The organism is Candidatus Profftia lariciata (assembly GCF_020541265.1).
In the GTDB taxonomy this organism is placed as follows: Bacteria; Pseudomonadota; Gammaproteobacteria; order Enterobacterales; family Enterobacteriaceae; genus Profftia; species Profftia lariciata.
In genome coordinates, this window is the sequence record NZ_CP045925.1 from 25,166 (window position 1) to 42,305 (window position 17,140).

At 19.9% G+C, this 17,140-nt stretch carries 6 protein-coding genes and 2 pseudogenes; 7 read left to right on the plus strand and 1 reads right to left on the minus strand.

Features of this window, described 5'->3' with window-relative positions:
• Window positions 1-262 precede the first annotated feature (262 nt).
• Window positions 263-562 carry a co-chaperone GroES gene (locus GII40_RS00045; protein ID WP_226813650.1) on the plus strand — a complete coding sequence of 100 codons (300 nt, stop codon included), beginning with the start codon at window positions 263-265 and terminating at the stop codon, window positions 560-562.
• Between the two features lie 62 nt (window positions 563-624).
• A pseudogene (gene groL / locus GII40_RS00050) lies at window positions 625-2,248 on the plus strand (chaperonin GroEL).
• Between the two features lie 1,036 nt (window positions 2,249-3,284).
• Here groL and trxB read toward each other — a convergent pair.
• A complete protein-coding gene (gene trxB / locus GII40_RS00055) occupies window positions 3,285-4,241 on the minus strand; it encodes a thioredoxin-disulfide reductase (protein WP_226813382.1) in 957 nt (318 codons plus the stop codon).
• A gap of 1,352 nt (window positions 4,242-5,593) precedes the next feature.
• Here trxB and GII40_RS00060 point away from each other — a divergent pair.
• The 5 genes and pseudogenes from GII40_RS00060 (at window position 5,594) to rph (ending at window position 15,892) form a co-directional block, all read left to right on the plus strand.
• Window positions 5,594-6,187: a DNA translocase FtsK 4TM domain-containing protein gene (locus tag GII40_RS00060; RefSeq protein WP_226813383.1), complete on the plus strand. Its 594-nt coding sequence runs from the start codon at window positions 5,594-5,596 to the stop codon at window positions 6,185-6,187.
• Between the two features lie 1,549 nt (window positions 6,188-7,736).
• The gene (locus tag GII40_RS00065; protein ID WP_226813384.1) at window positions 7,737-8,870 is read left to right on the plus strand and encodes a 3-phenylpropionate MFS transporter; all 1,134 of its coding nucleotides are present in this window, start codon (window positions 7,737-7,739) and stop codon (window positions 8,868-8,870) included.
• Window positions 8,871-11,515: 2,645 nt separating this feature from the next.
• Window positions 11,516-12,436 (plus strand): annotated as a pseudogene (ftsY, locus tag GII40_RS00070) (signal recognition particle-docking protein FtsY); the annotation flags it as partial.
• A 1,530-nt stretch (window positions 12,437-13,966) separates the two neighbouring features.
• A complete protein-coding gene (rpoH, locus tag GII40_RS00075; RefSeq protein WP_226813385.1) occupies window positions 13,967-14,815 on the plus strand; it encodes an RNA polymerase sigma factor RpoH in 849 nt (282 codons plus the stop codon).
• A 333-nt stretch (window positions 14,816-15,148) separates the two neighbouring features.
• Complete coding sequence (gene rph, locus GII40_RS00080) at window positions 15,149-15,892, plus strand: ribonuclease PH (protein WP_226813386.1); 744 nt, start codon at window positions 15,149-15,151, stop codon at window positions 15,890-15,892.
• Window positions 15,893-17,140 lie beyond the last annotated feature (1,248 nt).

Genomic DNA, 17,140 nt, shown 5'->3' on the forward strand with positions numbered 1-17,140 from the left:
AATTATTTTATTAGTATTAGATAAGTAAAATCATGATTTTTATAAAAAATGAATTTATAAAATCATTAAAATAATACAAAAATCAATAAAATATTAATTATATATTTTATTATTTCAATGTCTATACATAGACTCTATTTTTTGTTGGTTATACTCTTGCAGGAATCATAAATTGTACCTAATTTATTAAATATTCAGTATTAAAAAAATATTTTTAATACGATACGTAATTATATTAATTAATATTTATATTACAGGAGAAATTAAAAGTAATATTCGTCTATTACATGATCATGTTGTAATCAAACGTCAAGATGTAGACACGAAATCTACTAGTGGTATAGTATTAACTCGTGCTGCAGCAAATAAATCTACTCGTGGATTAATTATTGCAGTAGGTAAAGGTCGTATTTTAGAAAATAGTCAAGTCAAACCATTAGAAGTGCAGGCAGGTAATATAGTTATTTTTAACAATAGTTATAGTATAAAAATAGAAAATATTGATAATGAAGAATTGTTAATCATATTAGAAAGCGATATATTAGCTATACTAGATACTTAAGAAAGTTTATTTTTTACTAGATGTATGTTAGTATTTACTAAATACGTTTAAAGGAAAACAAAATAACAGCTAAAAATATAAAATTTAGTAATTCTGTACGTGTGAACATGTTACGTGATGTTAATATTTTAGCAAATATAGTAAAAATAACATTAGGACTTAAAAGACGTAATGTTATTTTAGATAAATCCTTTGGATCTCCGATTATAATAAAAGATGGTATTACTGTTGCTCATGAAATAGTATTAAAAAAATAAATTTAAAAACATGGGCTCTCAAATCATTACAGAGGTGCATCAAAAGTTAACGATGCTGTAGGTGATGGAATTACTACTGCAACTATTTTAGCTTAAGCTATAGTGAATAAAGGATTCAAAGCGGTTGTGTAGCTGGTATGAATCTCATGAATCTCAAACGTGGTATTGATAAAGCGGTAATTACTGCAGTTAAAAAACTAAAAATTATCTATATATACCTTGTTTAGATTACAAAACCATTATTCAAGTAGGTAGTATTTCTGCTAATTCAGAAGAAATAGTGGGTAAGTTAATTGCTCAAGCAATAGAAAAAGTAGGTAAAGAAAAAATCCTTATTGTTGAACAAAGCTAATAGATTGCAAAACATCTTTAGATGTAGTAGAAGGTATGCAATTTGATTGTGGTTACCTGTCTCCATTTTTTATAAACCAACCAAATGCTGGTTTTATTAAACTTAACAATCCTTGTATTTTATTAACTGATAAAAAAATATCAAATATCCGTCAATTACTTCCAATTTTAGAAATTATTACTAAATCCAACTAATCTTTATTAATTATAGCAAAAGATCTTGAAGAAGCTCTAGTAACACTTGTAGTACATACAATGCGTTCTATTGTTAAAGTAGCTATAGTGAAAGCACCTGATGTTAGCAATAGTTCTAAATATATGTTACAAGATATTACTACCTTAACTAGAGGTATTGTTATTTCTCAAGAAATGGAATTAGAGTTAACAAAGTAACTTTAGATAATTTTGGGAAAGCTAAGCGTATTATTATAAGTCAAGATACTACAATAATTATTGATGGTATGGGTAATACATGTGATTTCCAAAGACGTATTTATTAAATTCGTCAATAAATTAAAGATACTGCTTCTGATTATGATTGTAAAAAATTTCAAGAGCATATAGCTAAATTATCTAGTGGTGTTGCAGTTATTAAAGTAGGTGTTGCCACCAAAGTTCAGATGAAAGAGAAAAAGTACGCGTTCAAGATGCTTTAAACGCAAAACATGCAGCAGTGGAAAAAAGTGTAGTTCCTTGTGGCGCGTAGCTTTAATTCGTGTTGCTCAAGCAATATCTATGCTTCAAGGTTCTAACGAAGACCAAAATATGGATATTAAAGTTGTATTACGTATTATGGAAGCACCATTACGTCAAATTGTTATGAATTCTAGTAAAGAAGCTTCGATTATAGCTAATAACATTAAACACAGTAAAAAACTATGGTTATAATGAGTATACTAAAAAGTATGGCGATATGATATCAATGAGTATTTTAGATCCTACTAAAGTAACTCGTTCTTCATTACAGTATGCTGTATTTATTGCTAATTTGATGATTACTACCGAATGTATGATTACTGATTTACAGTATTATAAAGTAGATCTTAAGTCTTCTAATAAAAGAAATAACATAACATAATATGTTTTATTATAAAAGTTAGATTTAGTAATATTATTACATAAGAATATTATAAAATGTCGTTATCTAATGATTATTACTCCCCATTAAGGGGTAATAATTTATTTTATAGTTATAATGATTTTTAAGTATTTGTTTTTTAATAACTATAAAATTGCTATATGCACAAAATAATATTTATATTATAACTACTATAGACTAATTTATTTAAAATAATCTAAATATTATTTAATATAAATTTTATAATTTCTCTAAAATAAATGTTTAATTTAGAATTTATATTAAATACTTTTCTCAAAATTTATGTTTTAATATTATTCATATAATAATTAGGTTATTTATTTTTCAAGAAAAATATATTCTATTTTATAGAATACTGGATATAATATAAATATCTAAGAATCTTTATAACTAAATTTAAAATCATTTTAATACTTTATTTCATCATAAATTATAAATAAATAATAATATTATATAAATACAGTTATGTTTACTACTTGGTTGGTAAATGATTAATTATTAAAAATATATATAAACTTAAAAATATTTAATATACTTATAAAAATTATAACATAATTTTATACATATCTTTATGAAGTAAAGTGCATAAAATACATATTTAATATGCGTATAAAATCTTATCATTTTATCACTACATAATAACGTTAAATATTTTTATTCTGCAATGAATTAATTTCTATTGTTATATACAAAATACTCTGTATCACGCATTTTAATATAAACAATAATATTACCTAATATTTATTTTTATTATTTTAATAATATCCATATTAAATATATATAGTATATAAAATATATTATTATATAATAATATATTCAGATATAATTATAAAAATTTTTTGTAAACTAAGTATAGTTGTATTTTAAAATAATAAAAATTATTTTATTATCATCTAATATATTTTAGATACTTTAATAAGTAGTAGATTATTTATTTTTAATAATATATAAAACATTATTATATAATTAATTATGTATTATATGAGATACAATAATTAAAATAATATTATTAATATTACTTAACATGTTCTTCTAAATATCGTTGTGCATCTAATGCTGCCATGCAACCAGTACTTGCTGAAGTTATTGCCTGACGATATACGCTGTCCATAACATCCCCTGCAGCAAATACACCGGGAATATTTGTTTGAGTGGTATTACCTTTACAACCATGATTTACTGTAATATATCCATTTTTAAGATGCAATTGTTTTTCAAAAATAGCCGTATTAGGTTTATGTCCAATAGCTATAAATACACCATTAACGCTGATTGTTTCTATTTTATCACTATTAGTTGCCTTTAAACGTAGACCATTAACCCCTATAGTATTACCTAATACTTCATCTAATATACGGTTAGTATGTAGCACAATATTACTATTTATCACTTTATCCATCATGCGTTTTAAAAGAATTTTTTCAGCGCGAAAAATATCACTTCTATGTATTAAATGTACTGTAGATGCTAAATTAGATAAATATAATGCCTCTTCAATAGCAGTATTACCACCTCCAATGACAGCTACTGCTTGATGACGATAAAAAAAACCATCACAAGTAGCACATGTAGAAACACCATAACCTTTAAATTTTTCCTCAGAAGGTAGTCCAAGATACTTGGCAGTTGCACCAGTTGCTATAATTAATGCATCACAACTGTATTCTCGTGATTCTCCTAATAAATAAAAAGGTCTAATTTGTAGATTAACTTGTTCAATATTATCTAAAATTATATTAGTATTAAATTTTTTTGCATGTATGTACATACGCTTCATTAAGATAGGTCCTGTTAGTCCTTGTGGATCACCAGGCCAATTTTCTACTTCAGTAGTTTTCATTAATTGACCTCCTTTCTCAACGCCGGTAATTAATAATGGATTTAGATTAGCTCGTGCTGAATAAATAGCAGCTGTATATCCAGCAGGACCTGAACCTAAAATAATAATTTTAGTATGTTGAACTGTTATCATAAATTCCTCGTATATCTTTTATACAACACTTAATAAAGTTTATCTATATTAATTCTTTAATAATATATATAGTATTATATGTAAATATAACTGATAATATTAAATATTTAAGTTATCAAAAAATTAATTTTATATTTATATTTTATCTATAAAAAAAGATTGTATTATTTTTTTGATCTATATATAACTTAAATAATAATTTTACATGAAATAATTTTTCTGAGTTATTTGAATATTACTATATTTTTAATTATTAAATAATATGTTTATATTTTGTTTATATATATCTTATTTTAATTAATATAATTATTTTAGCAGGATAAATGCTTTAAAGAATATTTATATTCATATATTTATAGTATATTATATATATTTTTTTATGTTTTGAATAAATAAAAAATCTTATTTATTATGTCATAATAATTATTAAAATAGATACAATACAAACAAACATAAAAAGTAATTTTAATAAATACAGTTTATTAAGATAATAATATGTTTTTAAAATATTTCAAAATACATTTTTATATTTAAAATATTCAATACGTAGTTTTTTATTATTAAAATCATGATATAATCTTATTATTATAAATAAATCAATAAAATATAATTTATATATTAAATATATTTTATATAGATTTATCGTAATGTTTATTAATTTAATAGTATTAATACACTTTGTGTATAAAACAGTATTTAATAAAACTGTTTTTTAAAATAGTTAAAAAACAATATAAACAAATTATATGTAAACATATAAAGATTTTTAGATGATATATTACTACTCAAAATTTCTGTATCTTTCCATAAATAACAAAGAAATTCATATATTTAAACACTAATCTTATAAAGTTCATGCTTGTATATTCACTATTTTAAATATATTGAATGAAAATTTATAAATGATCTTAATTTTTAGGTATTATTAGCATATGTATAAGTAATGCTATTGCAATAATTTAAATATTAATTTTTTAAAAAAAATAATTACTTATTGTTAAATATTAAATAACATAATTATTATGTACTTTGATTATTTTTAATAAAATATAATTAATAATCTCAATGTATCTATTATTTAATTGATAAATAACATACTATATAGATATATAGTATGTTTTTAAATATTTTATCACACAAAAATAATTTAATAATAAAAGACATTATTATAAGTATAACATTAATACAAGTTTACTAATATTGTGTATATTAAAATGTTTATTTATTATAAAAATATTAACTATTGAATAGTTAGTTATTTTATGCGCTATATTATTTTTAATAAATTTTAAATTTATAATAATTCTTATTAAAGAAATTAAAATATTATATAAAATAAAAGGATTATTACATTGCACCAAAAATATGTAGATAATAAAAAGAGTATTTTTAAAAAAAATAATAATCAACATTTAATATATCAAATATTGCAAATTATAGGAGCATTATTTTCTATATATTTTATGATTGCATTACTAAGTTTTAATCCTTCTGATCCTAGTTGGCTGCAAATATCTGATAAAACATTTATTAATAATATAGGTGGACTATTAGGATCATGGTTATCTGATACTGTTTTTTGTATTTTTGGGCTTATAGGATATTGTATTCCACCCTGCATATTTATTTTATGTTATTTTTCCAAGTATAAGTATAATAATAGTAGTTATATCAATTATTATGCTATATCAATTAAAATAATTAGTATGTTTTTATTCATATTATCTTCCTGTGGTTTAATTACGTTAATAACAACAAGTAACCTGGATTATTTTCCTTTAGGGGGCATAGTTGGGGGGTTATTAAGTTATTATTTACTTACTACATTTGGTGCTAATAATATTATTGGTAGTATCTTTTTTTTATTAGGTATATGGTTTATAAGTTTTATCTTGTTTACTGGATCGTCATGGCTAATTTTTTTAAAAAATAGGTTTTTTGCGTAGCAAGATAATCTTGATAAGTAATTATTTATGTAATATTTATAATCATTTTTTTAAAAAATAACATCTTATTTATTAAAAAATAATTTAATTATTTTATCATTTAGAAAACAATAAGATATATCTTATCATATATAATAAATATTAAAAAATTAATTTGTTAGTTATATATAAAAATATTAATTTAATATTTTTAGTACTTATTAAAGAAAAACCTATAAAAATTTATATATAACATCTTTTACAAGAAATACCTATAATATTAATGTATTAAAATAAATTTTTATGTCTATTTTTTAATAAAGTCTATCAATCAACAATAAATAAGTACTAAATTAATATTAGTACTTTAAATTTTAATTATTTTATATTTAATAGTTTAAAAATTAAAATTAAGAACATTATTATATAATGTATTACTTTGTATGAAACAATATAACACGTTACATTACTATATAAGTAATCATAATAACATTATGATATATAACTAAATAAAAAATTGTATCCTAATATTTTTATGTAGAATTAATTATTATATCATGTCTTGTTGAAAAATATTTTTTATTTAAGATATACATAATTAAAAAAATTATATTCTATACTCACACAGACTTACATAAAATATTTATTATATTAATTTAATAGTAAGAATAAATATATAATATATCATGTAGATTAATTTTATAGAATATAATAATTTAAATATTAAACAATATTATTTTATTTTGTTATAAAATTAATAATTATTAATTAATCAATGTTATTTTTAATAAGATTATTAATATAATGATTTTATTTTTATGTATATAATATTTCTTATTTGTCTTGTTTAGATAAGTATAAACAATAATCATTATTTTTTGTATTAATCTTATTTATTAAAAGTATTTTGAATATATATAAATACATTAAGTTATTTTTTTATTTTATTAAATATTCTGAATACTTAATATTATTAAATAAATAAAAAATATTATATACTTACTATTGTTAAAACATTAACTATAAGATTATTCAAATTATTAATATTATTTATTAATATATAGTATATTTTATTGATTTGTTTTACTGTATCTTACTTAGTAAGATAGCAAAGTATTTATAAAAAATAATATACAATATTGATAATACAGAGATATTATTGTTGTAACTTAATGATTAATATATTAATATATTAATTTATAAAATCCCGCATATAATATATTGATATATAAACTTATAAAGCTCATATTTTTGACTAAAAAATAATATTATACAATAACTTTAATAAGTTAGTATTTATTATATATATTATATGTATTAATTATATATGTATATATATAATATTACATATACATTTCTATTAAAAATCTGTGTAATAATGATTATATTTTATGCTTTATAAATTTGATCAATCATTATTAAGGACAAACAACACATATATTATAAATTTATAAAATAGCATATAAGTAATAAAATAAATAATTAAGTCTTATTACTAGTAAGTAATAATTATTATCAATATAAAAATATTTTTATTAAATACATTATTTCATACGTATAAGGAGAAAAAATGTTACCATCTGCAAATTGGTTAGGATTGAGTTATTTTACCTATTTTTTCTCTTTTGGTATATTTCTTCCTTTCTGGAGTGTATGGCTACAAGGAGAACACATTTCTTCAGAAAAAATTGGTATATTATTAGGCGCAGGAATGATATCTCGTTTTATAGGTAGTCTATTTATGGCACCAATTGTTAAAAAAAATTCTCAATTAATTATCGCTATTCGTATTCTAGCTTTATTTACTTTAATTTTTTCTATAACATTTTCATTTTGTAGTATCTGGTTGTGGTTGTTATTAATAATATCTGGATTTAGTTTATTTTATGGACCTTTAATCCCATTAACTGATGCATTAGCAGCTACTTGGCAACATCAGATTGGCTTAGATTACGGAAAAGTTCGTTTATGGGGATCAATGGCTTTTATTCTTGGATCGGCAGTTACTGGCAAAATAGTAAATATTTTTAATCATCAAGCTATTATGTATTTTTTATGGGCTTCATTAGCAATGATGTTGCTTGGTATGTTATTACGTCCTCAACATATGCCTAAAGATTCACTACAAGAAAACAATGTACCACATACTACAAAATGGAAAATTTTATTAACAGAATCTTCGGTATGGCGTTTTTTATTATGTACTTCTTTGCAGCAAGGCGCACATGCTGGTTATTATGGTTTTAGCACGATTTATTGGCAAGCAGCAGGATATTCTGCATCAGTAGTAGGTTATTTATGGGCATTAGGTGTTGTAGCTGAAGTTATTATTTTTGCGCTTAGTAAGCGCTTATTTTGCAATTTATCAGTATCTCGTTTATTACTGATATCATGTATTTGTGCTGTTATTCGCTGGACTTTAATGGGTACTACAACCACATTACTTGGATTAATTTGTATGCAGATATTACATGCTGGTTCGTTTACTATTTGTCATATTGCAGCTATGCGTTTTATTGCAGCCCGACAAGGTGGAGATGTTATCCGCTTACAAGCAATTTATTCTGCACTTGGCATGGGTGGAAGTGTAGCTATTATGACTATCGTGTCTGGTTTTTTATTTCAAAAATATCAGGGTAATATTTTTTATGTTATGGCTTTAGTCGTATTACCAGTTTTGTTCTTTAGAACTAAAATAAAGTAGTGATATTTAAAGTCATTAGATAATATTTAAAAGTATTATTGTATTTAAGATAATATAATATTATTTTAAATTATTACAATTTTTATAAAAGTTTAACTATAAATTTATTAAGAGCTATATTATATAAACTAATCATAGCTCTTAATAATTTATTATTTGCTTATTATATCTTTTTAGTAATTATATATATTTAATATAAAAGATAAAATTTTAATGTCAAAATAAAATTAAAATTATATGTTAACATATAAAACGTATATTATATATTATACAATATTAATTTTAATATAAAACAGTATAACTGTACATATTAATTTTATTAAAGTAATAATATATTTATTTTAAAAAATATCTTATAGTATATTATTGAAGACATAACATAAAAATATGTACATAATATTTATTATTGTTCACTATTATTAAAATAATAATAATAATATATCTCTTTATGATTCAATGTTAGTAATAATTATATGATATTGTATTGCTACATTAGTAAAATTAATTTATGGATTATAAATAAATTAAATCATTTAGGTTTATTAATGTAATTGATTATAATAATAATTATATCAATAGTCTCTATTACAATATATTAAGATAAAATAATTATATATATTATAGAAAATAATAAAATTTATTATTGAGAATATTTAATTTTATTAAAAATTGTTGTTTTATATAATAAAAATTATTTATTTAAATAATATGTATTAAAATTTTTATAAAGATTATACTTAACTATGTTAATATATATAATATAGATTTTAATTAAAAAGATAAATTTAATAATTAAATATATACTATATAATAAACTTATTTTAATCATTAAAAATTTAAATTATTTTAATAATATTAAGTTTATTGCAATAAATGATTTAATCATTATAACAATTTTTATAAAAATATATTATTTAACTTTTCCATAAAATTATATTATTTATAGATTTAATTATTCATTAAAAATAAAACAATTTATTATAATCAATGTTATATAGTTTATATTTTAAACAGTGTAAAACTGTAGCTTCTATAATTATTTATGGTTTAATTATTTATTAATAATTTAAAATATTCTTGTAAATTCAATATTACTATTTTGGATAAAAAATATCTCCAATTATTCAGTAATAATAGTTATAATGATTTACTATTAATATAGTAAATATCTTATATAAATATATCAATTATTTTTAATATTTATTTTTTAAATTTAAATAATTTATAAAAATACAATATGTTAAATCATATTCAACATATAAAAAAATTTTTTCTATCAAAAAATAATAATATTTTTTTAAAAAAATTAATATTAATAATAATTTTTCAATATTATTTACTAAATATTAAGTTAATTTAAATTATAACAAAAATTATATTTTTTAAAATATGATATTATTTTATATGATTGTGTAATAGTAATAAATATATCATGATTGTTTATATAATACATGAATAGTCTAAAAGACTATATAATAGTAACATATAGTAAGATATTTGCTCTATAATAAAATTACTTAATATTAGCATTATTAATAAATAATATTGTATGATTTATAATATAAAAAAATATTATTTATATTTTTTAACATAGCAATTATGTATGAGTTAGTAAAAGATTACCAACTTAAAAAGTAATTAATAATTATTAATATGATTTATTTAAAAAATCAAATGAACTAAAGTAGTAATCTTATAAATAATATTAGAAGATTATTTTATTGTAACTGATTAATTTTTAAAAAAATATATTTTGATCATCATCATATATCGTTATTAATATAATAAATCCATAAAAATTTTTTATTATATTATTAATAATATCAAGTATTATTTGCTTATTAAATAACTTTATATTTTATATAGCTACCTTAAACTTGGTATGAATTATATTTTTAGTGCTAATAAATAGTTAATAGTATATATTTATTTTATATAATATGAATATGTAAATATAAATAATCACATGATAGTATAAAATATTACCTTTTTATAATTAGTATTTATTCATATAAGAATAGTTAAAAAATGTAAAAAATATAACAAATTTTATTAGATAATATATACAAGTATAATTAAATATATGATAATATTAATAAAATCATAAAAAATTTTTATTATTTTAATACAAACAATTAGTATCATTTAATCTTTATTAAAAACATAATAGATAAAATAATTATTAATATATTTAAAATTATTTCATATAAAATTTATGTATATTTTTATAATTTTATATAACATATCAAATGTTAATTAAAAAAATATTTAGTATGACTTAAAAAAGTACTGATATTTTACATGTTTGATTAATAATATAAAAGTTAATATTTAATATGATATTTTATTTTTATCTTTCTGCTTAAAAGATTATATTTATATGTTAAACTAACAATTAGTTATCAATTAGTCTTACTATAATAATCTTACTTAAGAAAATAGCTTAAAATAATATTTTTATTATATTGATATAAGAAAAATTCATCTATAATAAATAAAAATTATATATAGAGCATTAATTATATAGAAGCAATAATACTTGTTAAGTGAGATCCGTATTAAAAAGTAATAATCATGAAATAAAATAATATATGAAAAAAATAGATATACAATCTACAATGCAAGACAAAGAAAATTATACAAATAAAAAAAATTTTTTTGCCTATTTTAAAAGTAAATTTTTAAAAAGCAAAAAAAATATCGGTTATGGATTTTTAAAATTCTTACAGGGTAAAAAAATAGATGATAATTTATTTAAATCATTAGAAGAACAATTATTAATTGCAGATGTAGGCATAAAAACAACTAATAAAATACTTTTATCCTTAACAGAACATGCTAGTCATCAAGATTTAACAAGTGCTGAATTATTATATAGTAAGTTAAAAGAAAACATGAGTAATATTTTAACTACTGTTAATCAATCATTAGATCTAAGTTATTATTCACCATTTGTTATTTTAATGGTTGGCGTTAATGGAGTAGGAAAAACTACTAATATTGGTAAATTAGCTTATCATTTTCAATCTCAAGGTAAATCTGTTATGTTAGCTGCAGGTGATACTTTCCGTGCAGCAGCAATAGAACAACTACAAATATGGGGGAAATTAAATCATATTCCAGTAATTGCACAATCTACTGGAGCTGATTGTGCTGCTGTTATTTTTGATGCTATGCAAGCAGCTAAAGCTAGAAAAATTGATGTTTTATTGGCCGATACCTCTGGGCGTTTACATAATAAAATACATTTAATGGAAGAGTTAAATAAAATAGTACGTGTCATAAAAAAAATAGATAAAGATGCACCACATGAAATTATGCTAACTCTAGATGCAAATACTGGACAAAATGCTATTAATCAAACTAAATTGTTTAATCAAGCAATTGGTCTGACTGGTATTACGTTAACTAAAATCGACGGTACTGCAAAAGGAGGAATTATTTTTTCTGTTGCAGATCAATTTGGAATTCCAATACGTTATATTGGATTTGGCGAAGGAATAAAAGATTTGAAGCCATTTGAAGCTAATAATTTTATTGAAGAATTATTTTTCTGTAAAGATTAATAATAATACTAAATATATAAGTAATATGTCAATATTCTTTTAATGAATAATAATTCTGCTTATCTTTTAACAAGATATATATATTTTTTTATAAAAAATATAACTAGTTATTAAAATTATTAATTATAGATATATTTAAATAAAAATCATACAAATAGAACATTTATTATTTTAAATAGTAATATTTATTTTAATTTAATAGTTTTTTATTAAAAATAAAATATTTTTTATTTGATATTCAATAAAATTATATAATACTAAATAAGTACATAAAAATTAAATTTATTTTTTATTTATGAAGTATTAATATGTAATCATTATTATGTACTATCGTTATATAAAATAAATTATTACTTATTAGTAAATAAGTAATGATATATGTTATAAGCAAAATATACTGATTATATTTTATCAAAATAATCATTGTTTGTAGCGGATATAACTTTACTAAAATGTATAGGAATAAATTTTAGATATTTCAATAGTTAAATATTATTATTACTTTTAATAAAAAATTCCATATACATAGATTTTATTTGTAATATATGAAACATTATTTTAATAATACTTATTAGTTATTACAAAATAAAAAATTATAATTTATTGTTAAATTAATTATTATTATAGTATTATTGATCAAACATAATATTTCATCACTTGTATAAAGATTTGCATATATACAGGTGATGAAATTTAACAAGTTATATAGAATATTAATTCTATTGTATAAATAAATGCTACATATTTATTTATACAATATTATAATTACAATAACATAAAATTATATATTCCAAAATAAAATTTATATAACTTATTAATTATTAGTAGATAGATTATACACATATAATATTAACACAATAAATATACATTACTCATTATATATTAAATATTTATTTTATATCATGTACAACATATTTAAATTAGATACTAAGCAATAAATTAATAATGTATTTTCATGTATACAGCTAAACTTAATTTATTTGATTAATTTAAAGATATATTCAGTGCATTTATAGTTATATGTTTAGTATATAATTTTTAGAAAAACATTTAATGAATTGCAACAAATATTATTTTAGTTGTATGAAAAATATATTTTATATGTATTAGTTTATTGTGATTTAAATGAGTAAATTATATATAATAACTAATACTGATATTTTAAGTAATAATATATTAAATAATACTTATTTTTAATAATTAATGATTGTTTATGTATAAATATTAATACAACTTATTTATCACATAGTGATATAATATATACTATATTTTTATTAATTCTATTATACACATAAAAGAATTCTTTTAATTTAATGTGATATACATGTATTATGTTCTAATTCCTATCTTTTTTAGAAAATTAATTATAATTGTAACAGCATATATATTTTATATATTTAATAGATATAATAAATATTTTTTATTAAAATTTAGATTATGCTATATTAAGAATATATTTGTTCTAATTTTTAAAAAATATTTTTAGTACAACTATTACAATCTTTCTAAAAGAATATAAAGAGAATTGAAATGATCAAAGAAATTCATACTTTAACCTTTATTACCCAAGGTAGCTTGGAAGCTTATTTACGCGCAGTAAGTAGCTATCCTTTACTAACAATAGAAGAAGAAAAAGAACTGGGTGATCGGTTACACTATGAAAGTGATATATATGCAGCAAAACAACTTATTTTATCTCATTTACGCTTTGTTGTTCATGTAGCCAGAAATTATGCCGGTTACGGTTTACCACAAGCAGATCTTATTCAAGAAGGTAATATTGGCTTAATGAAAGCAGTACGTCGTTTTAATCCAGAAATGGGAGTGCGCTTAGTATCATTTGCAGTGCATTGGATTAAAGCAGAAATACATGAATATGTATTACGTAATTGGCGTATCGTAAAAGTAGCAACAACTAAAGCACAGCGTAAATTATTCTTTAATCTACGTAAAACAAAACAAAGGCTAGGATGGTTTAATCAAGATGAAGTATCATTGGTTGCTCGTGAATTAGGAGTATCTGAGCAGGACGTAAGAGAGATGGAATCTCGTATGTCTGCTCAGGATATGTCTTTTGATATATCTAATGAAGAAGAAGATAATATACCATTAGCACCAGTATTATTTTTACGAGATAAATCTTCTGATTTTGCAAATGATATAGAAGGTAATAACTGGGATAATCATGCTACTGATCAACTTAATGTAGCTTTAAAAAATTTAGATGAACGTAGTCGACATATAATACATGCTCGTTGGTTAGAAGAAAATAGTAAAAGTACTCTTCAAGAACTAGCAGAACAATACGGAGTATCTGCAGAGCGTGTACGTCAACTTGAAAAAAACGCAATGAAAAAATTACGTTTAGCTATTGAATAATCAATTATATGGCTCATTTATTAATTCAATAAATCTAAGTTATTTTAACTGCTATATTAAATATAATATACTTAATAAAATATATTTATTATATTATAAGCACTAATAAAATTTTAAAATAGATAAATAATACTAATATTATATAGAATTATATAATTTTAGTTAAAAAAATTAGTTATAAAAAAATTATATAAGTATTATATTAATACTCATATAATGTTTTGTAGTATCTAATTATGCAATGAATAATCTTTGGTTATAGGATAATTATTACTATAAATGAATGTTCATTTATAATCTGTACAAATATAATTTATTATCGGAGATCATTTTATGCGTCCAGCAAAAAGAACTGCCCAACAAATACGACCATTAAAATTAACGCGTAATTACACACAATATGCTGAAGGATCAGTACTAGTAGAATTAGGTCAAACAAAAATACTATGTAATGCTACTGTTGAGGAAGGAGTACCAAGATTTTTAAAAGGTCATGGGCATGGTTGGATTACCGCAGAATATAGCATGTTACCTCGCTCAACTCATGCACGTATGACTCGTGAAGCCATTAAAGGTAAACAGAATGGTCGTACCATTGAAATTCAACGATTAATTGCACGTTCTTTGCGTGCTGCTGTTAATTTAAAAAAAATGAACAATTTTACTATTATTTTGGATTGTGATGTCATTCAAGCAGATGGAGGTACTCGTACGGCATCTATTAATGGTGCTTGTGTTGCATTGGTTGATGCGCTAAATTATTTAGTAAGAGTTGGTAAACTAAAAAACAATCCAATGAAAGGTATGGTTGTTGCTATATCTGTTGGTATTATTAATGGTGAGGCTATATGTGATCTTGAATATAATGAAGACTCTATTGCAGATACTGATATGAATATAGTAATGTTTGAAGATGGACGAATTATTGAAATTCAAGGAACTGCAGAAGGAGAACCATTTAATAATACACAATTGTCACAACTTTTAAATTTAGCTAGAAATAGTATTAAAGAAATAGTACAAGAACAAAAAACAGTGCTTAAAAATAATATGTTATTACATAATTCTTGTTATTAAAATTAAATATTGTTGTTTAATATTCTAATAATATAAATAAATTTATTACTAACTCATTATAATGATCAATTTTTTATTAACAACATAATACAACTATCTTGCAGTAATGTATTAAGATATATCATTAATCTTATTTAGAGAATAAGATATAGTATCACTAATTATAAATTAAATAAATTATTTATTTAATTTTTATTTTACTAGTATCTTGTTATTTATAATTTATATAATATAAACTTAAATATAATGATATTAATATTAGTAATCTATCATCATTAAAGTGTAATAATATTTATATATTAATATTCGTCAATGTATCTTGTATATAAGAAAATATTTTTAGATATAACTAGTGAGTATTTTAATATATTAAATATTATATTTTTTATATAAAATTAAAAATATATTATAAATAATACAGCTATTGATAATAGCTAACTATAAGATAAACATGAAAAATTATTAGTGAATAAAATATTTATATTATAATGATCTTTTATAAAACTAAATTAAAATATAAAAATTAATATTATTAATAAATATTAAATTTATTATTTTATTTAATATTAAACAATACTCACATATATGTGAATATTATTATATTGTTGTATATTACATAAATAATTTATTAAACAATAAATAGATATTAAAATATTTCTTATATACTAATAATTTATTTTATATGATAATATTATAGTATTTTCTTAAATTTTAATAAAATTATGAAATATATTTTTTCTAAACATAATAAGTAGTTGATATATTATATATCAGTATCATATAAAATAGTAATTTTATTGTATACATAATATTTTAGATAATTTATAATAATAACTATTTAAATAGTTTTGATTACTATCATAAAATTATATTTATATTAAAAATATTTAAATAGTTATTATATAGCAATATAATACTTAATAAGTATATTACGTATATTAATTATTTTCTTGCTTAGTGAATAATATAATTTTATATTTTATTATAATATCAGTAATTATCTGAATATATTTTAAATATTTATATTTTAAATATAAATACTTATAACTATCTATTTAACTTAATAATATTATTATATCATTAATAATATACTTATGTAAAATTTATTGCTTTATAAAAATTATATATAATATTAAAAGATTTTAAGTATTTATTCTTCATCAAGAATTTTAGTAAATCATTTTATGAAAACTATAATTTAAAATGTATTTAGTTATTTATTATTATATAATATAATATATTAAATAT

Coding starts and splice junctions, on each gene's coding strand:
- trxB (WP_226813382.1), bottom strand. CDS start 4,241: ATGATAACAGTTCAACATACTAAAATTATTATTTTAGGTTCAGGTCCT.
- rph (WP_226813386.1), top strand. CDS start 15,149: ATGCGTCCAGCAAAAAGAACTGCCCAACAAATACGACCATTAAAATTA.
- GII40_RS00065 (WP_226813384.1), top strand. CDS start 7,737: ATGTTACCATCTGCAAATTGGTTAGGATTGAGTTATTTTACCTATTTT.
- rpoH (WP_226813385.1), top strand. CDS start 13,967: ATGATCAAAGAAATTCATACTTTAACCTTTATTACCCAAGGTAGCTTG.